Here is a 24,740-nt window from a genome sequence, read left to right on the forward strand (position 1 = left end):
GGACACTGGTCGTTAGACGCCAATTTCAGCCTCAAGTCTCGACCATGCGCTGGCCTCGTGAAGTGAGACATGCAAGCCCTTTGGAGGCCCGGCTGTGCCAACAATCACCATTAAAAATGCATTCAAATCATGCTTTGAGCGAGCGAACAGGTCAGCCATCGATGAAAGGTCAGTTCCAGAAGGGGTAGGAATCGATTGCGGGTGAGTGTGCCAATCTCCGAAATAGTGCAGCCCAGATTTGTGCAACGCGCTGATCTCCCGACGTTCCGAAAGACGGTCCGCGATAAAAAAGAAGCGTCCTCGTCGGTCGGAACGCCTCGGACCGGTTGCCAGCTTGACTTTGATGCATTGACCTTCGACCGCACCAAATAGCTGCCCACCAGCTTCAGGCATTTTCGGGTCCAACTGTCGCCACCCAACAAAGTAATCGAGAACATTCTGTTCTAGGGTCAGAAATTGCCCACTTTCTCCAATGGGGTAACGAATACTCATGCCTCTCCGCAAAAAGCACAATCTCCCTTTTGCCTCCACTCAAATTGCCTTGTTCCGCCGAACTCAGGAACGTCAGGAAAGCAATTTAGGAAATCCGGGGTGAAACGCCCTCCTTGCTCGGCAATTTCCTCCTTCGAAGCCCAGTAAACGGCCTCGGTCCCAGGGTGCACCTCACCAAGCAGTGCTTTCGTTGTGCTCTTCGCCACCAATGCCGCTACGCCTGACAACGATACCGGCCCATATGGTTGAAAACTGGCCCCACAATGGGGCTGTTTACGGGTCGTCTCGGTGTCCCACTCACAAACTGTTTGTAGCGTTTTCCCGAAATGGTCCATTCCGCAGGCAAAACATGGGCCCTCGGAGCTGACCAATACGGCGTGTCCTGCAACTGAAAATGGCTCTGCCCACCCATAGATCACAGGTGGGAAATCCGCTTCAGTCCTAGCCACTTGGTTGAGCCTACCCTCAGCCACCCAACTACCAACCGTGGACACGATCAAATCGGTGTTGTGGAAGACCTCAGGACGTTTGCCGTAGAGCGATTGCCAGCCCTCGGCAAAATACTTGATCGACCGCATATGCGGGAAGTCACTAGCCAATTTTTCTGCAAGTGACTTGGCTTTAAATGTCCTGACTTGCGTGACCCCGAGCACATGACGCCCGACATTGGGATAGTCCAGAAGTTCCGGGTCAACCATTGTGATCGAGCCAACACCCGTTTTGGCCAGAAGCAGAGCAACCTCGCTTCCCAATGACCCCGCGCCGACAATGAGAACACGCTTGTGGAACAAAGGCGCGACTTTATGGGTGTCACGTCCATGTATCCACGATGGGTCCGCGCGCATGGTCTCGTGGCGCTCAACCTTGTTCCCCCCGAACAGCCGCTGCATTCTGAGTTGGTTCGGCACCTTTCCAGGCCGAAAGCCCTTCTGCACCATGTCTGGGCGTCGCCCGGCTTTCATACCTTGTTTGATGGGAGGCATAACTTCGACGGCGAAAAACACCGGCCCATCAACCGTGCGCCCCTCGAAGGAAACGGTGAACTTGTCATCAGCGTTTACGGCCACATCTGCCAGCAGTTCTATGGATTCGGGTGCCAGCTCCCGCAAAAAGCGCAGAATCGCCGCACCCGACCTCGGGTATTCCGAAGGCAGGATGGGCCTATTGAGGACAATGTGTGTTGCGGTGGTGAAATTGTAGTCCTTCTTGTTCCCCGGAAAGCGGTTGCGAAGCCAACTTCCCAAGGCCGTGTCGTCATCCGCCAGATAATAGTCACCTATGCTGCTCCACAGGGATACCCTACGAGAGGCACCGTCGGGTGACAGTAGGCTGACGATGTTTTTGCCCCCCTCTGTTTTACTCCAGTAAGAGTCGAACTCATCGACAAAATCACTAAGAAACGCTTCGTCGTATGAAGCGATAATTAATCGTGCAGCTTCTTTGATGGCATCCCAAATCAACCCTTTAGGGTTCAGAGGATTGTGCTCTGCCCCCGGTGGGTAGAGGCAAAATGCACCATCTTTCTCAATGTGCGGGAACTGTATGAATTGATATTTTTCAGGGCAGTACACGCGCGGCTTTGTCCACGGGAAATCCCGAAAGATTACCACTTGCAGATCAAAGCAGTCATCTTGATGCTCAAACGGGACAAGCCAACCGCGGATTGGGTCTTTGGCCTCATATCGAGACAACTCACTCGGTGTAAGGTCTCGCACATTCGGAAATTGAGCATGCACCCACGAGGATAACCCAGCCGGCATGAGGACGGTAGGTTCAGACGACCCAGTCAATGCCGATTACCCGTAGCGGCCCCCGCCCTGCTTGTTCACAGCTGCGAGGTCATTGTTGTGCTCCGCGTCGATTTGGTCCAGCATCCCCATAGTAAGGGCCGCAGGTGCAGCCATCTCGCTTGCCTTTGTCTCAAGGCCAGCGTCCGGCACGTAGAGAGTAAGGTCGTCTGGAATACGCCCGCCAAATTGCTCTTGTAGGGCCTCATATGCCATTGCCCGGTCTGACGTTTGCGTCAGCGCGTCTGCCAGACGCTCAGCAAGCAATCTAGCTTTCGTAACGAAATCGCTGCGTTCCTCTGCGGACCAGCCCTGATCCAAGCGCTCGCCCTCTACGACCGGGTTTGGAATATCATTGGCGAGGAAGTCGGGCAAATCTTCTGCGACGCGCAACAAAGCCAGATCATCCCGGTCGCCCGCAATTGCCGCCGAAGCCTTCTCAAAGACCGACACGACTGCGGCCATGAGGGCAATCGATGCTAGCCTTCCCTCGGGCCATTGAAAATCTTTCCAGCCCTTTAGAAAGCGACTAACAGTTCGTACTTGTTCTCCGTACTCTTTCACGGCATCGATAAACCAGTCTTCGAGCTTGCGTGGATCGGACTTCTTCCAACCCTCATCTCGGTGTGCCAGCATAATCTCGTCATGCGACAGCATCCGATAGGCTGTGTCCTCCATCATGAGTTCTGTCGCGAAGTCGACGCCACGGTTTTGGGCGTCTTTCAAGATACGCTGGAAGTCCGCGTCTGGCACCGAATACAGTGCGAGGTCGGTGTGCATGGTGTCGTCAATCTTGACTCGGATGCACGAAGGCTTGTCCGTTATGAGTTGCCAGCCCTTCGTGTCACACAGTGGCGCTAGGATGCGCTCGATAATGAAAAAGTAGGCTGCGCTTTGGATCACAGGGGACCTGTCTCCACCCTTTTGAAAATAGGAGACGGGCATGAATAGCCCATCGTCTAAGTCAATCTCCTGAGGCGGCACATGCGCGGGTTGGTTGCATGTGTGGTACGAGAAGCTGCCCTGCATCCTGAATTTCGGTGTTTGGAAGCTCCGCGCGAGTATAGGCGCGTGGTCTTCGAACAGAACTTGGTCACCCAACGACTTCGCAAATGACCCAAACTGGGAGGAGATTTCACTGCGAATGTCATCCCGAGCGCTTCGCAGTGTCTGTTCCTGCTTCTCTGAAAGGTTCAATGCAAACTTGTAACCCGAGGGCCGGGACACGAAGGCTTTGTGTGCGTTAACAGGCATAAAACTGTCCCTTTTCTGGTCTTATCTTGTGGTGGTCACGCGGCTTACCCATATACTTGGGGGCATTGGGTCGAGTCTTCAATACCAGAGGTTGAGCATCGTGGCAAAGTTTGTTTCCCTTTCGTTCTGGATCACTTTAGCGGTCTACCTAGCTTTGGCCTCACCTCTCGCGGTTGGCTGGATTGAGACATGGCTTGCCGCCAACGTGCCGTTTTTGGGATCGCCAGTTGCCAACCTTCTGACTTCTAGAGTTGTCGCAGGGATCATCTGGGGAAGCATTGCGCTATTCGTCGTCGCGCCAGGCTGGCGCTTACTTTGGAAGCTACCTCTGGCAGGGACATGGCTCGCAAATCGTTACTTTCCTGATCTAAACGGCGAGTGGGTGGTGACGATCCAATCCAATTGGCCGATTATGGAACGCCTGAAAACCGCCGCCTCAAGTAACGAGATCACATTTGATCCTCTTAAAGACGAACGGCCCGGTCTCCTAGAAACGAGCTTTGATGTGAAAATCAAACAGACGTGGTTTCGGACCGACGTGGTCTTCCTGCCGAACGAAGAAACGCCACTGCTGAGTTCTGAAACAATTTCCGTGGAATTCTTCAAGTCTGGGAACGGGAATAAATCGGTTGCATGGCTTTTCGAACAGACCAACAAGCAAGACAATACTCGGCCCCTTGCAGTTACCGACCAACCCAAGTTTTATGGGTCTGCCGTGCTCAATGTGAACGAGGGTGCGACCGAACTGAAGGGACAGTATTGGCAAAACCGGTCTTGGAACCTAGGACTGAATGCTGCTGGCCAAATTTCATTGAAACGAGCTGACAGATAGTTCGATATCATGACAGCTGGAAAGGTCCGCTTTTGTCGTAGATGAATTAGCGGATGCTAATGCAACGAATTACCGAGACCGCCCTGCACGACCCACATACCATCCTCGCTACCCTATCGAGCAACCAGCTTTTCACCGCCATCCCCCACTCGCAGCATCGCTTCCATTTCGTCCAAGCCATCAACGGCGGAGCGCATCTGCGCCTCATCAACGACGCTCGCAGCTTCAGCATCCACGACCTGGTTTCCAAAATCCATCTCCATCTGACGCAGTTCCTCACCGATCACAGCTTGAACGACGGGCGCGGTCTTCTTTGGGGCGACGTCGGTTTGCCCTGACGGTTGACTGCCCGCTTCTTGGCGTGTGGTCTCCACAACGGCGTCAGACCCACCTGGTCCACTCGGCGGAGGCGTCATCGGCATGGCGCGCACACTCAACGGCAGATTGCCCTGCGGCCCCCCTCCCCCCGGCTCCGGAAACGGTAGCTCGCCCGTCTGTGCCGCGTGGATCGCGCGGAACAGCCGATCATCAAAATACTGGATCCGCTTTGCCCGGACCGGCATTTGCGCGTCGATGACCATGACGATTTCATCGAGCGGCAGGCGGCGCGCCTCATCTTCGGGCAGCAAGGAACTTTCTTCGGTCCGTGTGGATTGGCTGCGCCCTTCAAAGGGGTTTTTGCCAATGGACTGCGAGCGCGTGATGACGGTCTTGGTGGTCTTGCCGACAGCCTTGCTGAGCTCTTCGACGGTCTTTTCATCGGAGGGCGTCAGATAGAGCTTCACGCCCGCGTTGCCCTGCAGGGCGCGGCGGGTGTTCTCGCCGTAGATTTCATCGAGGGCGGGGATGGTTTGGGTGACCACGGCCAAATGGCCGCGATAGGTCCGCAGGGTCTCGATGCTCTCGACCACGATGGGCATCTTGCCCAATCGGTTGAACTCGTCGAGCATGATCATCACCGGCCAGGGCTCGTCTGGCCCGGGATCCTTTTCCTGCATGGCGGAGAGAAGATCAGAGAAGAACAGCCGGATCAGCGGCGCGAGCGGTTTCACCATCAGAGGCTGGACGACGAGATAGACCGAGAAGGGCTTCTTGCGGATCGTCCGGAAATCAAAATCCGAGACTGCCGTCGCCTCATCGATGGCCGGGTTCTGCCATTGATCGAGCCCCGAGGTCATCAGGAGCGAGACGTAAGAGGTCAGCGTATCGTTGTTGGTCGAGGCCAGCCGCGTGAAAATCAGCTTGGCCGCCCGGTTGTCGACCTCATGGCCCCGCGCGAAATACTCCTTCTGCTTGTTCCCGCCCGAGGCCGCGATGCGGTAGATCTCGCCCAAGGTCGGACGCTTGCGCTGGAACGCCAGCAGGCCTGCCGCCACGAAGAGATCGATCCCGCCTTTTAGCAGCCCCTGCACCCGGTCGTTGTCGCTTTGCAAGAAGAGCGTCGCCAGGAGCTGCAATTCCATCTGCTGGCGCGCGGGATCTTTCAGTTGATAGATGCGCAAGAGCGGGTTGTAGCGATGGGTGCGCTTGCCCTCCCAATCGGTGGGGGCAAAGCGATAGACCTTGTCGCCTTGGGCTGCGCGGTGCCGGGCCGTGGCCTCAAAACACTCGCCCTTCACATCGAGCGTCACGGCGGAGCCTTGCCAGGTCAGCAGGTTCGGAATGACAAAGCCCGTGGTCTTGCCGCGGCCCGTGGGGGCCACGATCAGCGCATGGGGGAAGACCTTGGAGCAGATGTAGTTGGCGCGGGAGCCCGGCGGCCCCAGCTTGCCGAGGATGAACCCGGTGCCCGGCGCCCCGAAGAAGCCATTGGCCTTCATCTCGCGCGCGGTCTGCCAATGGGTCTGGCCAAACCGTGTCAGGGCGGACCCCGAGAGGGCGAGGCTCAGCATCAGGCCGGCGGCGGCGAAGCTGCCGATGATCAGGTGAATAAGTTGCGCGTCCTCCGGGCGGCGATCGAGGATCGCCATGTAGTTCTGCGCGATATAGGCAAAGTCGATCTCGGCCCCGAACCCGAGATCCTGGTAGGTCAGCACCGCCGAGGCGATCGTATAGCCCATAGCCCCGGTCACCAGCGTTACCAGAAAGACCCCTGTGGCGATCCGCGCTTTTCCCATGGCGGCGCTCAATGGACCTGACCCCGCTCGGTCTCGCCATCCACGTCAGCGGTGCGGTGTTTTTCGTATTCGGTATCGGCAAGATCATCGACCACCTGGCGCAAGGCCTCCGTGTTGGCCGTCGCGGCATCGGATTGCAGATAGACCTTGGCGACATAGAGCCGGTCGAGGCGGTCCTCGAGAACCTTCTCCAGCGCATCGGCATCGCCAGATGTGAGCCGGTCGCGTTGGCGAACGTCCAGTACCCGCGCGATCTCGTCGCGGAAGGCGTCCCGCTCCGCCTCGGTCTCGAAGGGCGCGGACAACTCCCCCGCCCGCTCATGGTCCAGGACACGCGCAATCTCGTCTGCAAGGCGGTCGGCACGGTCAGACTGCGAAGCAGTTTCACCGCGGGCTGCGAGGAGTGCGTCGCGCGTTCCAGACCCAAGCCCATCGCGCATCTCGGTTTCGCGGCGGACCTGATTGATGACCTCCGTGTCGCGTATCCGGGCGACGGCCGCATAGGTCGCGCCGAGCCCGCGGGCGAGGTGGGCCGGCATGTCCGGATAGCGCTCCCTGAATTCATCCGTGACAGCATCCGCAATGGACGTGCGGAAGTCGCGTCCCTCCATGATGCGGTCGACCTCGCTGGTGATCTCGCTGGCGCGGGCAGCATCGGTGACGGTCTCCCTGTAGGGCTCAGACCGGTCGATCACATCGCCAGGGCGTGGAAGCAGCTCCGGGTGTGCCTCGAGATACGCGCGCTGCTCCGTCTCGATCCGACGCTCCGCCCGCGAGATAACCTCCCAATCCCGGTCCTCGATCTGCTGCGCGGTCAGGCCGTCTGCGCGCATCTCCTGACGGATTGTCCCTTCCATCGCCCGGACCGCGCCCTCATGATAATGGAACCGCTCGCTGACCGCTTCCGCTTCCATGACCCCATCCCGGCGCAGCACGTTTTCCCGCTCCAGAAGCGTGCCCAGTTCCACATGCACATCATTGAGAATGTCGCGCGCCTGTTCCAGATCGGCGCGGCGTTCGAGGTTCAGATCGCGCGCCTCGGCCACCTTCGAGAGATCATCGGCGATCCATTGATGCTCCAGTGCAGCGCTCGGGGCCCCGGTTTCGATCCGGGCCACCACTTCCGATGTGCTGATCCCCGTGCCCCGGAGTGCCGCGTCAATGCGCGATCTCAGGTCGGGCTCGGCCAGTCGCTCGCGCTGGCTGGCGTCAATATTGGCCTCGGAATAGATCCCGCCCTCCGAGGGGGTCTCTGACAGCGTGGATGATCGCAAACCGAGAGGCTGCATGTGCTGGACCTGCGTCTGGATCTCGATGAGGCGTTTTTCCAGCACGGGACGTTCCGCGTCAGACTTCTCGGCGATCATGCCCTGCACCCGCGCGAGCTTTTCCGCATAGAGGCTTCTCAGATCCTCAAAACTTTGATCCTCGGCCATATACACATCTCCTGTTCGGTCCACTTGCCCGCCATGCGCCAGCACCTCGCCCGCGCGGAACAGCGCCGCGGCAATATCCTCGCGGGCCTCCCTCGAGGCTTCGGCGGCAAGCGAGTGGTAGACAGTTCTGGTGTTGGCGATCTCCGCCAGCGTCCGGGTCAGGTCGGCCCCCACGCGTTCCCGCTCGCGGGGCGCGCGCCCCTCTTCTTTCGCCGCATAGACCTCGCTGGTCCGGGCGGGGTAATGTACAACCCCGCGATCCACCCGGCGCGTGGCTTCCAGCCGCACGCCGTACTTCTCCGCCTCCTCGACCATGGCGAGGCGGAAGTCGTCGTAGTTGAAGCGATGGTTGCGCCCCAAGAAGAAGAACTCGCCCTCCTGCGAGCGGCGGTTCAGCACCAGATGCGCATGCGGGTGATCGCGGTCCTCATGCACCGCGATGATGTAATCGAAATGTCCCGCGTCGGTCTGGAAGAACCGCTCGGCCACGCTTTCGGAAATATCGCGGACATCTTCGCCCCGCGTGCCGATGGGGTAGGACATGAGCATATGGGTCGTCTGGCCCAGCTTGGGCTTGAAGCCCGCATCCCAGCGCTTCGCGAAGCGCTCGGTCAGGTCCTTGATGTCACCCGCCTCGAGCTTGGACTTGCCATCCAGGAACCCGCTACTGTCCACGATATGGGTAGACTTGGTGGTGAGGTAGTCGAGCTGGTTTGCAAGCTGCGATTTGGTATGCGTCCCCCCGCCCCGGATCGCCTTGAAGACCGCTGGCCGATGCCCTGCTGCCGCGCGCGTAAGCTGGGTCTGCTTGGCCACGTGCAGCCCCTGCATCGAGCCCCGGACGCGGCTCCAGCCATCCCGGAAGACCTCGCCCGTGACGGCATGGACGGCATCATTCAGCCGCATGGGCAAACTCCCTCAGCGCGGCCGTGGCCTGCAGCTGCATCCCATCGCGACGGCGGCGCAGGAGCAGATCGATCTCGTCAGCAGAATCCAGAATGAACCGCGCCAGCCCGCGCATCTGCGCAAGGCGCAATTCGGTGAACTCGGCACTCGTGCCCCCTACGGCCCCCTGCCCCTGCCGGTTGGCCTGCGTCATCTGCTTGGCGATCTGCGCGACCCCATTCCCGACCTCGTGCAGAGAGGCGCGGTAGCGCGCCATCTCTGCCGCCATCTGCGCGTCTGGAACGAACACCCCGCCTGCCGCCTGAATAAGCCGCCTGAGCCCCTCGGCACGGCTCTCGATCCCGGCCTCGGCCAGCACCTCGTCGAGCGCCGCAAGCTCCGCAGCCGTGACCTTCACACTGACTGCTGAGACCGGGATCGCGGCATCCGTCTGGCGCTCGGCATCGGCTTTGAGCGTGTACTGAATCGCCCGCACCGACACGCCAAACCGTTCCGCCAGCACTGAAGTGGAAACGCCTTCCGCAGCTTCGCGAACGATCTCCATGCGTTCCGCATCGATGAGGCGTTTTGAGCGAGACATGCGAAGAAAGACCCCCTATTTCCTGCCACCTTCCACCAAGGCTGACCCTACCTTACGATAATATACCAAGCTGTCAATTATATACTTACGTCGCATTCAGTCTCAGGCAGCCTTGGTGTCCGCTTCCCCCGCGGCCCGCAGGGACGCGGGGGAAGCGGACACCAGCCCCGCCCGAGGGTCTGGCCAAACACGCATGTGTTCGGACGGAACCGCGGGCGGGCGCAAACCCCACCGACAGGGCGGACAGGCAGGGTCAAGGAGGGCCAGATTTGGCTTGCCAAATCTCTGCCGCAAAAACCGGGAGGCTCTGGCCGATAGGTTTTTGTGGATGGCCCCCTTGAGGCTGACTGGCCGGTCTGTCGCGGCCTGATCATTCCGGGGGTAGTGCGTCCGTTGAACGCGCAGCAACCGGCATCCCTGGAACAGGGACAGGGCCGCCCCAAGATCGTCCTGGGGCGGCCCATCCTCGTCAGAGGATTTAGTCCTGGGGATCCTTCGCGCTCGGCGGGAACATCACCAGCTCCGAGACCGCGACCGGGAAGTCGAGCTTGAGGCTGAAGAACTCCGAGCCGTCCCCGCCCCGGGTGTTGCGGAACATCGCACCCACGCGCTGAAAACGGGTGCGCTCCTGGCCATCGGTGTCGGTGAACTTGACGGGGACGGTGGCGACGTAGTGGTTGGTCATTTGGGTTACTCCTTGTTGCGATGGGGATCACCCAGCACGGGGGCAGGAGGCCCGGTCGCAAGCGCAAATGCGGAGGGTCCGCGGCCAGCCGTGGAAGCCGTATTTGTGCTTGCCGAAGCGTGAGCTGAGGGCACGAACGGGCCGACCCCGTGCGATCCACATCCATGAGCAAAAAGGAGAGACCCGAATTTGTGCCACCACTTTGAAGTCGCGATCGCACCCGACGATACCGATCTGAGGTGGCTTGGTTCGTTCTGATCCAATGCATCTGGATAATGATCCGTCACGCGCACCACACAGCGGGTCAGCGTTCTTCAGCCGCGCGCGAAGATTCGTCGTCTGTGTTGGGTGAGTGCCCCTGCTATCGGCACCAGGGTTGAGGGGGTGGGGGACAGCTGGTGCGGCCACATCGGTATGGCACGGCCAAACCTTCAGCAATGAGCGTACTGCCCACGTCCCGACCGTCAACGAACAACGAGCCACAAAGCCGCCCGAAATTGCATCGATCCGTGCCTTCAGTCCCGGGCCGGCAGGAACAGGTCACGCGCTCAAATTCAATTGACGCCGCACCCTGCACCAATTGACCAAGACGCGCTGTTGCCTGTTCCCCGACCTGGCGCTCTGCAGTGCAGGATGGTCTCCATGTCTCAGGCGCGTTAAACCCGACGAGACGCACGTTCGCTGTCATGCCTCGAATATCAATCGTATCACCATCAATGATCCGCACATCGCTGGCTCGAAGCGACCGGTCGTGCGAGGCGGGTCGCTCTGCAGGTGGCGCGGCCGGCGATAGGAAACTGGAAGACATCCAGCCCACTCCCAAGTTAGACCGAATTTGGGTCCATTGCCCTTCATCGCGAAGCATTTCGACGCGAGTCCCTTCGCTCAAGACGCCCATCACAGCGTTCGCGGTAGACGGCTCAGAACGTTGGTTGACACGTGTCCCTGTCACATAGACGTAAGTGGTGTTTGTCGTTTGCGATGTGGGAATTGCTGACGGACTGTAGGGCGTGGATCGTGAACTCGACGTCTCAAACAATGATCCAACCAATGCGAAGAACCCGACAGCAATAACCAGCGGCACCATGATTTGGCGTTGAGCCTTTCGCACGGCACGCCGAGGTGCGGTGATTGCGCGGCTCACGGAGATCGGACGAGGTCTCGCCTGAACGACTCTGGAGCTGCGCTTTGGTGCTGGTTTCGAAGTGCCGTCGTCGGCAGCTGCCCTTGTCTGGGCCGGTTTTTCCCCTTCCAGTTTCAGGACTTTGTGCAGGCTGGCGTACTGAGCTTTGCTCAGGCGCGTCTCCGTCCCGTGACGCTCAAACCGTTCAGCCATGTTTGTGAGAAAAGACACTTCCCAATCGTTTGCCTGCCCGGACCGCAAACGCGCATCAATGCGTGATTGGATCTCTTTGGTGCGTTCCGGAGAAAAAGGCATCGAGGAAAAACCTGTTCGGGTGTTGAGCTGCGCAACAAATGTCTTCTGCCGCACGGCCACATTAAGCTGTGATTGCATCGAGATACCATCCAGCCATTCCCAAAAACAGATTGGCCGTATTGCAGTCATCAAGACTTTTGCTACCCGTTGCTGGAGTTCGCTGCGACACCCCTGAGGTTCGCAAACATTTGAGAAACGACGAAAGGGCCGCCCGAAGGCGACCCTCTATGTTCACGTCTCCGCGGTCTTCTTCGCCGGGTCCGCAACCCGCATGACCGTCAGGCCTTTCGCTTCTGCCTTCTGCCCGAGGTTCAGCGCGACCCCGTTGCCGCCGAAGAGTACAACCCCCGTCGCCGCGAACTTGTCGTCCAGCATCTCGTCGTTGCACTTGAACGGTGCCGCCCGCCCGTGCGCGGACCAGCGCGGATCGAAGCGCGCCTGCGCTACCCCGCGTGCCCGGGCCCACCGGGCCGCAATCATCTCCGCCCCGTGCTTGCCACCCTTGTGGCAGAGGAAGATCTCCTGGTTGCGGTTCTGCTTGATCCGTTCGCGAACCTTGTCGAGCGTGTTGAAGATCACATCAACATCGGTCCAGTCGGTGGCGCCTGAGACGATCAGGGGCACCCCCTCGACTTTGGATTTCTCGGCAGTCTCGCGGTCGTGCTGCTCGAGGAGCTGCCGCGCCTCGAAGACCGCCCCGGTCTCTTGCGCCCGGACGCTTGCGCGCGACCCGGCTGCCGGGATGAAGGCGTGGCCCGTTTCGCTCTCGTAGCATTCCGCCGCCGCCTCGCTCATCACCTCGATGGCGCTGACGATCTCGCGCAGCTGCACAAAGCGCGCCTGCGCCTCTTCGAGCGCGGTCTCGGCGATCTCCGATCCGTCGTGGGATTTTGCCAGCGCGCCGATCTTGTCCGCGGTGCGGTCGACCTCCTTGCCGAGTGCCACCTTGCGGCGCTGCAGGATCGTCGCGAGCCCATGGGCCAGCGGTTCGATTTCGGCTTCAAGCCCGGTCCCACGCAGCTGACCGAGCAAAGCCTCGAAGCTCTCGCGGATGATGTGGTCGGTCAGGACGTGATCCTCGGGGATCGGCAGCTGCGCGTCCTTCTCGGTCAGCCCGAAAAGTTCAATGGTCTCGTAGGTGTTTGCAGTGTTGTAAGCCATGTCTGGTCTCCAGTGTTCGGTTCCAAGGCCACCACGTGAGTGTGGGGGCATGGCCGAATGCCTGGTTTCCGAATCTGCCCGGGTCAGGGACGGCGCAGCCGCCGGCTTGCCGGGCGCAAAAGTTTTCCGCGCGCGGCACCCGACACATGCGCGCGCTCGCGCACGGGACCGCCCCGCGCCACGGGCTCCGCCCTCGCCGAAAAGTTTTGCGATCCTTGACGCGGGCTGATTTGGGGGCCATCCGGAGGATATGCTTCCACGCTCATGTGTGTGTGTTTTGACGGTAGGTTTGCCCGACCCGAGCAGGCAAACGGCCCGACCGGACGCGGGAGACGGATGGAGCGGCGGGATCGTTTTGGCCTCAGGCCAAAACAGACCAGAGCGCAATCCGGCGGAGCGGCCGGGGAGGGACGTGCTCGCGAGGCGGGCAAACCGGGATGCCGGGTGCGACGCCGCGGTGAGGCCGCATGGCCGAATGCGCGACGGACCGAAGGGCCGTTCTCCCCTGCGACACGCGAAGCCGAGCTGGGGAGGCCGCAAGGCATAAGCCAAGGTTGATGTGCAGGCGACTACGCTGCAGACTACACGGATTACTTTTCGAAGCACTCCACGTGATGGGCCGGGAACGGACTGGCGGCTTCATGGCAATGAATGCAAATAAGGAGACATCCCTCTTTGCCATGGTTCGGTCCTCCCGAAATTCTACACCTAGGGAGCGACGCATTGGACTGCCCCTTTCACGGTAGACAAGCCCTGCCTCATAAGGTGGGTTTGGATGGGTGACGCAGTTGTCTTGCTTTTGTCAGCTTGGTGACATTCGCGCCGTTGCGAGCATCAGTTTTGTGTCAACCGGCGACGAATTTACCTTCCCGAACACAACCAATGATTGCTATCATCTTCGCAACTTACAGGGGGACTGGATGCGTCTAGGTAGTATATCCATTCGAAATTTTCGGCGCCTGAATGATGTGTCCGTTGATTTCGAAAGCAAGGAAACTGTTTTTGTTGGCCCGAACAACAGCGGCAAGACTTCTGCGACGGCTGCCATTCGAAGTTTTCTCGGGAACCGGGAATTCAAGATTCATGACTTCTCCATTCTCGCAATTGCCTCTATCGACGCATACGCTCCAGGGAACGAATCCAGCCTACCCCAAATAGAACTTGATCTCTGGTTTCACATCGATCCGAACTCAATTGCGTTCGGTCGGGTCTTTGCCCTGGCAACGAGCCTTTCCGCTGATTTCTCGGAAATCGGGATGCGCTGCTCGTTCGCTGCGGATGACGCAGCAGAACTCTGGAAGCATTACGATGCAGCTTTCCCGACAAAGGAAGACGGTACCCGCAAGCGCCCTCTGAGCTTCTTCCTTGGAATGGAAGGCAACTTGAAAAAGTATTTTGGCATCAAGGTGTCCTCGCTGGAAAAGCTGGAAGAGGAATTCGTGGCAACGACACTCTCCGCGCAAGAAGGCAAGAAGATTGTCCATTCTCTGCTGCGCGTCGATTTCGTTGATGCCCAGCGAAATATTGACGACGAGAATGCCGCGAGGAGCAACAGACTGTCAGACGCCTTTGCGACGTATTACCGGAGAAACCTGGAGCAGGCGGAACTGGCCGAAGAAGCTATAGCGATCATTGAACAGAATAATGAAAATCTGACTAGGCACTACGACGAACGCTTCAGACCCCTGATGACAATGATCGGAGGTCTTGGCCTTCCCTCCGACAACGACCGCGCGATGAAGGTCGTTTCGACACTCAGTTCGGAGGTTGCGTTACGCGGTAACACCGAACTCTTCTACGTCGATGCCAGCACCAGCCATGAGCTACCCGAGGCCTATAACGGACTGGGTTTCAAGAACCTGGTGTTCATGGCCATTCAGGTCGATCATTTTTATCGGCAATGGCTCGCGACCGAAGACAACCGTCCGCTGTGCCAGATGATCTTTATCGAAGAACCGGAAGTGCATTTGCACGCTCAGGTCCAACAAACATTCATTCGCCAGATGTGGGACGTGCTCACCGCTGACGCACCAGAAGGCGAAAGCAAGCCCCAGCTCACAATCACGACCCACTCGTCGCACATCCTGGATACCGTGGATTTCTCAAAAATCCGCTACTTCCGTCGGTGCCATATCAACGGTGAACAGGAGGGAGTGACCTATCAGGGAACGACCGTGCACAGCCTTCGCCAATTTCAACCTGAGCCACTTGAATTGGGCGGCGATATGATTGCACCAGAGGAATCACTTTCCTTTCTCAAAAAATATCTGAGACTTACGCATTGCGACTTGTTCTTCTCCGATGCTGCCATACTCGTTGAGGGGTCTGCGGAAAAACTGCTTTTGCCGCGCATGATTGACATATCGGCGCAGAATCTGAACAAAAAGTATCTGACCATTCTGGAGGTAGGTGGCGCTTATGGGATGCGCTTCGCCGGATTGTTGGAATTCCTCGAAATTCCCTATTTGGTCATCACCGATATCGACTCCGTTGATTCCGCGAGAAACCGGGCGAGTTGCGTCGCTACCCATCTGGGAGCCGTTTCGTCGAATGCGACTCTGGGGTATTTCTTTGGAGAGACGAGAGTCGCCGAACTCTCCCGCAACACCTTCGACGATTGTCTGCAAGCTGAAGGGATGCGTTTTGTCGCCTATCAAAAGCCAGTAGAAGTTAACCGTCAGGACAATGCTCAAACCTTCCACGGGCGAACCCTTGAAGAAGCCTTTGTCTTCGAAAACCTCGACCACTTCCATGCCGATGGACTCAGTATCGGCATTGACTTGCCGGATGGTCGAGCCGAATTGCAAGAGGCCGTCTGGCGACGCATTAAAAGCGATACTTTCAAAAAAACAGAATTTGCTATGGATGTCCTTGCCTTCGAAATACCGGCAGGCGGGGACGAAGAAGCGAATGCGGGAAAGAACCAGGACTGGAATGTTCCCCACTACATCGACGAAGGCCTAAAATGGCTGGAGACACGTCTCTCCCAAAACCTGGGAGCCGGCGAATGACGGCAAAACTCAAGCCAACTGAGGCCGATAAGAAAATTGCTGAGTGCATCGCCAAGGACGTTTCATTTTCGGTCATCGCAGGCGCTGGTTCAGGCAAAACCACATCGCTCGTTGAAGCTCTGAAAGGAATCCAGAGGTCCCGTGGAAACGAGCTTCGGAAAAACGGCCAGCGCGTGGTGTGTATCACATACACAAACCGTGCCGTTGGAGTGATTTCGTCGCGTCTAGGTTTCGATGACCTCTTTTACGTTTCCACTCTGCACGGGTTCCTTTGGGCGGAAATCGCGCGCTTCCAGGATGCTATTCGGGAGACCCTTCGTGATGCGATCGTCCCGCAACATATGGAAAAGGCCCGCGAGAAAGACAACGGGGGGACGTCTCAGGCCGCTCAAAAAGCAAGGAAAGACCTTGAGCGCCTGACTGCCCAACTTGCTGCGCTAAACGCGCATAAACCGCCGATATGCTACGAAGAAACCGTTATCAGCGACTATTCCAAATGTGTCCTGAACCATGATGATGTTATTGACGTCGCGGCCTATCTAATCACGAACAAACCACTCTTGCGCAAAGGCCTCGGGTTCAAATACCCCTACATCTTTGTCGACGAAGCTCAAGACACCTTCCCGCAGGTCGTCGAGGCGCTCAATGCTGTGTGCGCGGACGAAGGGTTACCAATCGTCGGATATTTCGGCGATCCGATGCAGCAGATTTACGATAAGCGTGCCGGAGGTTTTGCCGGTCCGAAAGGCTCCGAAAAGATTCCGAAGGAAGAGAATTTTCGAAGCTCAACCTCGGTGATCGATCTTCTCAACAACTTCAGAACCGATCTGAAGCAGGTTCCGGGTGGGAAGAACTCCGACGTTAAGGGCAGCGTCTTGATTACGATCGCGCAGGCTCCCGACCCTGCCGGTCCACGGAAAACCTATACCTCTGAACAACTCGATGAGGTAACGGCGAAGTTCGAGGAAGCCGTTGAACAATGGGGATGGACCGATATCACTCCTGTAAAGAACCTTTTTCTGGCACGCCAGATGATCGCCCGGAGGCTCGGATTCGTTGTAAGCGGTGCGCTGGTCACACGGGTTTGGCGTATTTCCAAGGCAGCAGTTCGTTGATGTCGGTTTGTTTGTGTCCTTGGGCGATAGCTGTCAGGACACCTGACAGATAGCCGTGGGGCTCGATCCCATTGAGTTTGCAGGTCTCGATCAGGGAGGCGATGACGGCCCAGTTTTGCGCCCCGGCATCGTGTCCGGCGAAGAGCGCATTTTTGCGGTTGAGGGCTATGGGACGGATGGTGCGCTCGACTGGATTGTTGTCGAGTTCGATGCGGCCATCGGTGAGGAACAGGCACAGCCCGTCCCAGTATTTGGCGATGTATTTCAGGGCTTCTCCAGTCGGAGATTTGCTTGAGACGCGGGCGCGGCTTTGTGCGAGCCAAAGCTCGAAGGCATCGATGATGGGTCTTGAGCGTTTCTGTCGTGCAGCGCGGCGTTGGTCGGCAGACAGGCCGCGCAGGTCTTTTTCGATGCGGTAGAGTGCCTGGATTTGGTTCAGACCTTCCTGCGCGATTGGTGCCGCTCCGGATTGGGTAACATCATGCAGTTTGCGGCGGGCATGGGCCCAGCAATAGGCCAGCGTCACATCCTGCGTCGGACGTTTCAGCAAGCGGTTATAGCCTGCGTAGCCGTCCACCTGCAGGGTGCCGCTAAAGCCGTTCAAAATATTATCTGCGTGCTGGCCGGATCGTCCCGGGGCATATGTGAAGGCCACACCGGGAGGATCATCACCACTCCATGGCTTGTCATCGCGGGCAAGCGCCCAAAAGTATCCTGTTTTTGTGCGTTTGCGCCCGGGTGCCAGAACCGGCGCGGGCGTTTCATCCATGAAGAGCTTGGTGGAGCGTTTCAGGTCGTCCATGAGCGCATTATAAACCGGGGTCAATTCGAACGCCGATTTGCCAACCCACGCCGCCAAGGTCGAGCGATCCAGATCTATCCCCTGACGGCTGTAAATCTGTGCTTGCCGGTAAAGAGGCAGGTGATCCGCGTATTTGGAGACGAGCACATGCGCCAGCGTGGCCTCGGTCGGCATGCCACCTGCGATAATGTGGGCCGGTGCGGGCACTTGGGTGACCCCACCCTCACAGGACCGGCAGGCGTATTTGGGCCGCCGGGTGACAATCACCCGGAACTGCGCCGGAATGATGTCCAAGCGTTCGCTGACATCTTCGCCAATGACATGACGTTCAGTTCCACACGCGCATGACAACTCTGGCTCAATGACAACCTCCACCCGTTCCAGATGTTTGGGCAGTGATCCGCGATTAGTTTGGCGAGGCTTTGGGGGCCGCACAGGCGCGGTGCGCGCGTCGGCGTCGATCTCGGCTTCCACCTGCGCGATGGCCGTCTCGATATCTTCGAGTTCCAGCTCATATTGGGCCGGATTGATCTTCTCGGACTTGGCCCCGAAGAGCGCCTTTTTGAAGGAAGCGACCAAGGCTTCCAGCCGCGCATTCTGATCCTGCTGCGCACGGATGATCGCCTTCAATTCGGCAATGTCATCAGGCAATTCATCAGGTGCAGTCATGACCGATACCATAGCAAAACAAGGGCCGAATGACCCGTGCAAACGTGCCAGTGAGTCACTCCGCCGCAGCTGGGGCTGCCACCTCCAGAGGCCGCACGCGCCGCCAGTCCAAACCCGCAAACAGCGCCTCAAACTGGGCCGGTTCCAGCCGCATCACCCCGTTCTTGATCGCAGGCCATGTAAAGCTGTTATCCTCCAGCCGCTTGTACGCCATCACAAGCCCGCTGCCGTCCCAATAAAGCAACTTCAGCCGATCCGCCCGCTTAGACCGAAACACATAGACCGACCCATCAAAAGGCTTCTGACGCAGTTGGCTCTGAACCAGAGCAGCCAACCCATCGTGGCCCTTGCGGAAGTCCACCGGATCACTGGCGACAAAAATCCGCACCTTGTGGGACGGCGTGATCACGTGACCAAAGCCCGGGCGATCTCAGCGATCCGTGTCGCAGTCGCCGCCGCATCAAGACGAACGGTGACATCGCCTTTGATCACATCAATCGTGCCGGAGGATGTCGCCGCCAGAGGCTGGGCCTCGGGCGCAGGCGCTTCAATCTCGACCGGCACAAAATCCATGCCATCCAGGTTTGGCAGAACCAGCTTGCCCTGGCGCGCCAACCGCCGCCAATCCGACACGGTGCTGGGGATCAGTTCGTATCGCTTCGCCACCGCCTTGACCGTCTCGCCTTCAATCAACGTCTCAGCAACAATCCGAGCTTTCAACTCAGACGGCCAATTCCGCTTCCCGTCCGCACGACGAGGCACCATTGCCAGAAACTCGCTTGTAGCTCCCATCGAGAAACTCCCCACAAAACAAAGAAGCCTCTGAATCGCAGATCAAGCGCTAAGCTGTAAGTGTGGGAGCGGCGCACCGCATACGATTCGTTACACTGCACAAGCTCTTTACAGGTGACTATTCGTCGTCCAGATCCCAATCCGACTATGAAGACGGCACGCACTATCTTCTCAAGCCCTTTGTGGACGGCATTTTTTCTTTGGTCGATGCATCCCGCAACAACTATCCTAAGAAGCTGATTGAAACACTCCGAAGAATAAGCCCTGCTTTTGACGACACTGGAGCGAACAAGAGCAAAACCCTCAAACAGATGCTCGAGGAAGCCTCAAAACACGCCGCTGCTTTGGTAGAAAAATGGGAAGGCAATACGGTCAAAGAAATTCTGGAATACTGTAGCGCGAACGCGCTTTATCCAATTTCGGACCGCCTTGCAGGTCAGTTGGCTCGCGCTCCCCGCCAAGCTTATGACTCCGGCAATGAGGATCACCAAAGGGAAAAAGGAGATTGGCTGGCTGATGAATTCTTCAAGCTGAAGGCTGACGAACTCGAAAAGTACATCGAATTTCTGGATGAAAATTCTCCTTTCAGTACGCAGCACGGCTCGAAAGGCGAAGAGTATGAAAACGTGCTGGTCATGATCGACGATATCGAGGCAGCCTGGAATACCTACAGCTTTTCGAAAGTTCTGACCCCTGGTGTCGCGGGCAATCCGACCGACCGGCAGCAAGAACTTACTCAAAAGCTAGCTTATGTCTGTTTTTCACGGGCGGAAGTGAACCTTAGGATTTTGATGTTTTCGAAAGCCGCGGAAGCGGCCAAAAAAGAACTGGTTGAGCGCGGTTTGTTCCAGGACAGCCAGGTTTCAATTTTGTAGGTACCGGACAGATCCTTATGCAGATTCATTTTTTCACATCGATCGTTTTCAGGAAGATTTAAAATCTATGCGTGTCCTCGTTTCAGCCGACATTCATCTCGGGTCGCCGATTCGCTCGACCGCGATGCGCAATCCGGATCTGGGTGACCATCTGAAACAGGCAAGTCGGGACACGTTCATTCGCATTGTTGACCTGGCAATCTCGGAAAGTGTCGATGCACTGGTTCTCGCTGGCGACATCTTTGATAATGACCAACCAGACCTGAAGTCCCGGGCATTTCTGATCTCGCAATTGGCACGCGCCGCTGACGCGGGTGTTCCCACAGTACTGATCCGTGGCAACCACGATGCCCTTCTCGATCACCGAGCCCACGGTAACCTGGGTCCGAATATTCATTTGCTTCACAAGAACGAGCCCAGCGTGGAAATCGGTGGCGTGTGGTTCCACGGACTGTCTTTCGACACGGCGCATGTCTCAAAAAGCTTCCTGCCCGACTACCCGGCGCCGGTGGCTGGCCGGAAAAACGTCGGACTGATGCATACGTCGCTGGATGGCTCGCCAGGTCACGATCCCTATGCTCCCTGCTCCGAGCAGGATCTGCTGGCACATGGCTATGACCTTTGGTGCCTCGGCCACATCCACGCCCCCTTTGAGCGCACATCAGGCCCAGTTCTCGCTGTCATGCCGGGCATTCCGCAACCACGCCACTTCGGAGAACTTACCGGCGGTACGGTCGCGATTGTCGAGCTTGATGATGACACTCCGAATATCGAACGGCATCGGGTTGGACATCTGAGATTCACCGAATGCGCTTTGGATCTCAGTAAATCTTCAGATGTTCAGGAAGTGTTGAGCGCGCTTCGGTGTGCACTCCAAGGGGTGCAGCATCCAGAACACCGCATAGCGGTGCGTCTGCAGGTGGCCACAGGCCACCATACTGCTGAGACACTGACGGCCCTTGCGAACGAATTGCTCGCTGACATCGAGCGCGTGTTTATCGACAAAATCAAAGTGGTTGCCCCCAAACAACTGATCGACGCAAAGGCGGATGACCTAGTGCGCCTGATGCGGGCCGAGCTCACCGAACCGGGCTTCCAGCTGGCCACCAAAGAGATCCTCGAAGAACTCAGAAACGCATTGCCCCGTGAAATTGCCGACGAATTATCTGAAGACGCCTTGGATGACCTTTTGGAGGAGGCCGTTACTGAAGTTACGCTGTCTCTGCACTCAGGAGCCGCGGAATGAGACTGAACCGGCTTGATCTCATTCGCTATGGCCGTTTTGACGGCGCCGAGATCGTGCTCCCGGCACCAGCCGAGGGCAAACCTGATGTCACCGTAATCTATGGACCGAATGAATCGGGAAAATCCACGGCCTTTAACGGGTTTCTGGAACTTCTCTTCGGTATGAAAGCAGGAACCCACCCGTACGCTTTCAGGTTTGAACGCAATGACCTTTTGGTCGGAGCGGAGCTGGGTATCCCCGGACGCGGGGTGACAGTTTTGCGCCGAAATGGCAAACGCACCCAGTCCCTGCTTGATCATCAGGACCGCCCGGTCGACGAAGCCATTCTTTCGAGTGCGCTCCATGGCCTTTCCATGGAGGGTTATGTCGAAAGGTTCTCACTCAACGACGAAGGACTCCGCAAAGGCGGTGAACGGATTGCCGAGGCAAAAGGCGACCTGGGCCAGCTTCTGCATGCGGGTGTATCAGGCCTGACCAGTATGGCGGCGACACTGGAAGACATGACAGCCCGCGCCGAAAAGTTTCACAAGAAGAGCGGCCGAGGTACGGCGCTCAAAACCGGCAAAGACCACTTGAAAGAGATCCATCAGGCACTTCGAACGGAACGTCTCACGCCGGATCGGGAACGCACTCTTCGGAAAGACAGAGAGACCGCGCAAACGGTTTTCGAACAGGCGGACACCGACCTCACGCGTGCCCGAAAACGGCAGGCAGCAGGAGCGGCGGCGCAGACCTGGTATGACAAATCGGAGGAAATTCGGAGAATCGACGAATTTTCTGCCGATTTTCCGGAAGGTCCGAATTTGAAGAAGGGCACGGGTGGGCAAGTCGCCACACTCGTGACAACCCTATCGGAGAAAGCAGAGAGTATCGCAGGCGCCGATGACAGAATTTCGCGCCATGAAGCGGTCATTTCAGAAAATGAGGCTGACCCGGCTGCCGGACATCTCGAAGCGGAACTCACAGAGCTGGATCAAATCAGAATCGATGGGGCTTCCCTCACCTCCCGAGCGGACACGGCCAGATCGGATCTCGAAAAGCGCGCAGGTGAGCGCGATGACGCGGGCCGCCAGATAAAACAGATTCTGACAGCGTTGGCGGTAAGTGACGAGCCTGTAGAGGCCTTGGTCCTGACGACCGAAGAACTGGAGACACTCGCGGATGCGGTACAGGCCTGTCAAACCAGTGAGGGCGAGCTGCGAGCGGCTTCAAACGTGTTGAAGACCGCACGCGATCAGCTGGGGGATGCTCCAACCGAACCAAAGGACTTGTCTCACCTGCAGATCGCGTTTGACGCATGGCAGAAAGTTTCGGACGTGTCAGGTCTTGAACATAACCTCGCATCGGAACGCGCCCGGCTAGCCAAAGCAGTTTCGGGTCTACCTGCTTCTTGGCAGACACTTATCGAGAACGGCCTGCCTGCACGTGAAAGTCTCGATGAAATCCTCAGGGAATGGAACACCCTGAATGCCAACATCGTTTCCGCCACAGAAGATTTGGAAGGTCGCGAAGCGGACTACAAGGCCGCGTGCGCAAAACGCGAAGCCGACGAAAGCGCGCCGGATTCGATTGACGCTGCAGCGACGGAAGAAACCCGTCGTCAGCGTGACACAGCCTGGCAATCCCATCGTGGCAGTCTCTCCGACGAAACCGCGGAGCGTTTTGAGGAGGCCATGCATGCAGATGATGGCGCCCGAACGAGTTATCTGATGGGCACGGATGCGCGCAAACAGCTTGCAAACTCGCGCGCACAGGAAAGCACCGCAAAAGCCGCACGTGACACGGCAAAAGACAAACTCGAAGCACTCACCGGAAAACACGAACCTTTGACCAAGCGGGGTGGCTCACTCGCGACTGCCCTGGGCTTTCCCGTCGATACGGGGCCGGCTGCGTTTGCTGCTAGACTTACCAGCCTGACGGCGGCGGCTGAGATCGCAACTGAGGTCACGATTGCGGAGAATGCCTTTGAGGACCGCGCCAAGCGCCGCAAGGCAGCCTTTGACGAACTGCTGGCAGCAGCCCGCCTAGTCGCCCTTGAAGGTGAAGATAGTGACCTCCCTGAGCGGGTTGGCAAGGCTCTCACACTTCAGGAAAGTGTCCGTAAGACATGGGAGAACTGGCGTCGCGGGGAACGTAGCATTGCCGACTACCAGAAAGCTGTATCCCAAGCCGAGACAGATCATAAGGCAGCCTTGGACCGACTGGAAACGCTGACCTCGGCGCGACCTCTTCCTGATCGCTCGGCCACGGGCGTGAAAGCAGCGCTGCCGCACCTGCGCACGCTGCAACAGGTTCACAGTAATCACAGAAGCCTGGCGGGACGTGTTGAAGCCCTGGAACGCGCCGTTGCCACCCTGGCAAGGAGTGCCGCACGATTGGCGGAGATCCTGGAGGAGCCTTACAATCCGAAAGACGATCCACTTCCCATCATCAACCGCGCTCGTGCGCGTGTAACCAAAACCGCTGAGGCGGATCGTGTGAGAAAACGAGAAGAAGACCTTCTCGACAAGGAGGTCAAAGGCCGAAAGCGTGCGATAGTTGCCCGGGACGAAGCGCAAACCCAGCTGGAAAACTTGTTTGAAGGACAAGGTGGTGAGGATCTTTCGCCGACGGAGCGCGTGGGGATTCTAGCTGAACGCGACGAGTTGCGCGAAGACCGGGCCAATGCGGACACGAGCCGCAATAAGGCGCGCGACGGCGTGGATCGTACGCTCTTTGACGAAGAGCTGACGCGGTTGCCCAATGTAACGCGAGAAGCGGAACTGCAGCAAGAACTTGACGATGCGCAAACGGCACGGGATGCCGCTTTGAAGGAAATGAATGAAAAAGAACGCCTTTACGAGGAAGCTTTTCATGCCGCTGACAACAGCGATCTGATCACCGAACAGGCCACGATCCTCGAAGAGTTGCGAAACGGTGCAAGGCATGCGGCTGTCGCAAGGCTCGGGATATTGGCTGCGCGGGGTGCCTTAAAGCGCTTGGCTGCCGAACGAAGCAGCGCAATGCTGAAAGACGTGGAAGAAGCTTTTGTCACCATGACATCTAAGGAATGGGAAAAAGTCGTTGTCTGGAGTGAATCCGAGGGCGAAAAGCTGGTCGGCATCAAACCCGGCGGCGACCCCGTGAAGGTCGAAAACATGTCCACCGGAACCATGGGCCAATTATATTTTGCCCTGCGCCTGGCCGGTTACCGCAGCTTCGCGCGTGATCCGGGCCCCCTGCCCATGGTTCTCGACGATATTATGGAAACCTTCGACGATACCCGTGCATCTGCCGCATTGAATCTCTGTGCCGAGATCGGACGGAGCGGTCAGGCAATCATTTTCACGCACCATGCGCACCTGTTGGAGCTTGCACGCAAGAACATTCCAGGAGTTTCCATCGTGAAGATGCCGCATTAGCATCCCGCTGTTCACTCTTCCACCTGAAGTTTGATGACTATGAAACAGCTCTTCAAAAAATATGGACCGCTTTCGCGCGCTACCGGCGATACGCCTAAGGGACCGATGGCCAAGGCGGCCAATCTGATCACAGCCTGTGCC

18 protein-coding genes are annotated in these 24,740 nt (G+C 57.9%); 6 read left to right on the forward strand and 12 right to left on the reverse strand.

From position 1 onward, the window contains the following. Positions 1–12 precede the first annotated feature (12 nt). Genes RXV86_RS13165 through RXV86_RS13175 form a run of 3 tightly spaced genes read right to left on the reverse strand, consistent with a single transcriptional unit; the run spans position 13 to position 3,533 of the window. Complete coding sequence (locus RXV86_RS13165) at positions 13–492, reverse strand: Mov34/MPN/PAD-1 family protein (RefSeq protein ID WP_316300567.1); 480 nt, start codon at positions 490–492, stop codon at positions 13–15. Next, on the reverse strand, positions 489–2,252 hold the full coding sequence (locus RXV86_RS13170; RefSeq protein ID WP_316300570.1) for a ThiF family adenylyltransferase: 1,764 nt from the start codon (positions 2,250–2,252) through the stop codon (positions 489–491). The genes RXV86_RS13165 and RXV86_RS13170 overlap by 4 nt, the downstream gene beginning before the upstream one ends. A 36-nt stretch (positions 2,253–2,288) precedes the next feature. Then, complete coding sequence (locus RXV86_RS13175; protein ID WP_316300572.1) at positions 2,289–3,533, reverse strand: CBASS cGAMP synthase; 1,245 nt, start codon at positions 3,531–3,533, stop codon at positions 2,289–2,291. A 100-nt stretch (positions 3,534–3,633) separates the two neighbouring features. Here RXV86_RS13175 and RXV86_RS13180 point away from each other — a divergent pair, with 100 nt between their 5' ends. Next, entirely contained in the window at positions 3,634–4,365 is a 732-nt protein-coding gene (locus RXV86_RS13180; protein WP_316300574.1) for a hypothetical protein, read from the forward strand. Positions 4,366–4,478: 113 nt separating this feature from the next. Here RXV86_RS13180 and RXV86_RS13185 read toward each other — a convergent pair whose 3' ends face one another. The 6 genes from RXV86_RS13185 to RXV86_RS13210 all read right to left on the reverse strand — a co-directional run bounded on the left by RXV86_RS13185 (position 4,479) and on the right by RXV86_RS13210 (position 12,688). Next, positions 4,479–6,482: a type IV secretory system conjugative DNA transfer family protein gene (locus RXV86_RS13185; protein ID WP_316300577.1), complete on the reverse strand. Its 2,004-nt coding sequence runs from the start codon at positions 6,480–6,482 to the stop codon at positions 4,479–4,481. Between the two features lie 8 nt (positions 6,483–6,490). After that, positions 6,491–8,824 (reverse strand): relaxase/mobilization nuclease domain-containing protein, encoded by a 2,334-nt coding sequence (locus RXV86_RS13190; protein ID WP_316300579.1) that lies wholly within the window; start codon positions 8,822–8,824, stop codon positions 6,491–6,493. Beyond that, a complete protein-coding gene (locus RXV86_RS13195; RefSeq protein ID WP_316300581.1) occupies positions 8,811–9,404 on the reverse strand; it encodes a helix-turn-helix domain-containing protein in 594 nt (197 codons plus the stop codon). Before RXV86_RS13195 ends, RXV86_RS13190 begins: the two co-directional genes overlap by 14 nt. Positions 9,405–9,882: 478 nt before the next feature. Further along, positions 9,883–10,089 (reverse strand): hypothetical protein, encoded by a 207-nt coding sequence (locus RXV86_RS13200; RefSeq protein ID WP_133358581.1) that lies wholly within the window; start codon positions 10,087–10,089, stop codon positions 9,883–9,885. Positions 10,090–10,450: 361 nt separating this feature from the next. Next, entirely contained in the window at positions 10,451–11,656 is a 1,206-nt protein-coding gene (locus RXV86_RS13205) for an SH3 domain-containing protein (RefSeq protein WP_316300585.1), read from the reverse strand. Between the two features lie 102 nt (positions 11,657–11,758). Continuing rightward, positions 11,759–12,688, reverse strand: coding sequence for a DUF2493 domain-containing protein (locus RXV86_RS13210; RefSeq protein WP_316300587.1), 930 nt, complete (start codon positions 12,686–12,688; stop codon positions 11,759–11,761). A gap of 779 nt (positions 12,689–13,467) precedes the next feature. Between RXV86_RS13210 and RXV86_RS13215 the strand changes: the two genes are divergently transcribed. Both RXV86_RS13215 and RXV86_RS13220 read left to right on the forward strand, forming a co-directional pair. Next, positions 13,468–15,699 carry an AAA family ATPase gene (locus RXV86_RS13215; RefSeq protein WP_316300589.1) on the forward strand — a complete coding sequence of 744 codons (2,232 nt, stop codon included), beginning with the start codon at positions 13,468–13,470 and terminating at the stop codon, positions 15,697–15,699. Beyond that, on the forward strand, positions 15,696–16,814 hold the full coding sequence (locus tag RXV86_RS13220; RefSeq protein WP_316300592.1) for a UvrD-helicase domain-containing protein: 1,119 nt from the start codon (positions 15,696–15,698) through the stop codon (positions 16,812–16,814). Before RXV86_RS13215 ends, RXV86_RS13220 begins: the two co-directional genes overlap by 4 nt. On the opposite strand, the gene RXV86_RS13225 is transcribed toward RXV86_RS13220, so the two are convergent. From RXV86_RS13225 to RXV86_RS13235, 3 genes are read right to left on the reverse strand one after another with little or no spacing between them, the layout of a single operon-like run. After that, positions 16,774–18,285 (reverse strand): IS66 family transposase, encoded by a 1,512-nt coding sequence (locus tag RXV86_RS13225; protein WP_316300594.1) that lies wholly within the window; start codon positions 18,283–18,285, stop codon positions 16,774–16,776. The genes RXV86_RS13220 and RXV86_RS13225 overlap by 41 nt on opposite strands. A gap of 55 nt (positions 18,286–18,340) precedes the next feature. After that, complete coding sequence (gene tnpB, locus RXV86_RS13230; protein ID WP_067625283.1) at positions 18,341–18,694, reverse strand: IS66 family insertion sequence element accessory protein TnpB; 354 nt, start codon at positions 18,692–18,694, stop codon at positions 18,341–18,343. Further along, positions 18,691–19,077, reverse strand: a complete 387-nt coding sequence (locus RXV86_RS13235) for a transposase (protein ID WP_037954242.1) — start codon at positions 19,075–19,077, stop codon at positions 18,691–18,693. The genes tnpB and RXV86_RS13235 overlap by 4 nt, the downstream gene beginning before the upstream one ends. Positions 19,078–19,259: 182 nt before the next feature. On the opposite strand from RXV86_RS13235, the gene RXV86_RS13240 reads away from it, so the two are divergent. The 3 genes from RXV86_RS13240 to RXV86_RS13250 all read left to right on the forward strand — a co-directional run bounded on the left by RXV86_RS13240 (position 19,260) and on the right by RXV86_RS13250 (position 24,599). Beyond that, positions 19,260–19,952 carry a hypothetical protein gene (locus RXV86_RS13240; RefSeq protein WP_316300601.1) on the forward strand — a complete coding sequence of 231 codons (693 nt, stop codon included), beginning with the start codon at positions 19,260–19,262 and terminating at the stop codon, positions 19,950–19,952. A 67-nt stretch (positions 19,953–20,019) separates the two neighbouring features. Further along, positions 20,020–21,198: a DNA repair exonuclease gene (locus tag RXV86_RS13245; protein WP_316300603.1), complete on the forward strand. Its 1,179-nt coding sequence runs from the start codon at positions 20,020–20,022 to the stop codon at positions 21,196–21,198. Continuing rightward, positions 21,195–24,599: an AAA family ATPase gene (locus RXV86_RS13250; protein WP_316300605.1), complete on the forward strand. Its 3,405-nt coding sequence runs from the start codon at positions 21,195–21,197 to the stop codon at positions 24,597–24,599. Before RXV86_RS13245 ends, RXV86_RS13250 begins: the two co-directional genes overlap by 4 nt. Positions 24,600–24,740 lie beyond the last annotated feature (141 nt).

It is taken from the genome of Aliisedimentitalea sp. MJ-SS2, assembly GCF_032586155.1.
In the GTDB taxonomy this organism is placed as follows: domain Bacteria; phylum Pseudomonadota; class Alphaproteobacteria; order Rhodobacterales; family Rhodobacteraceae; genus JAWHTC01.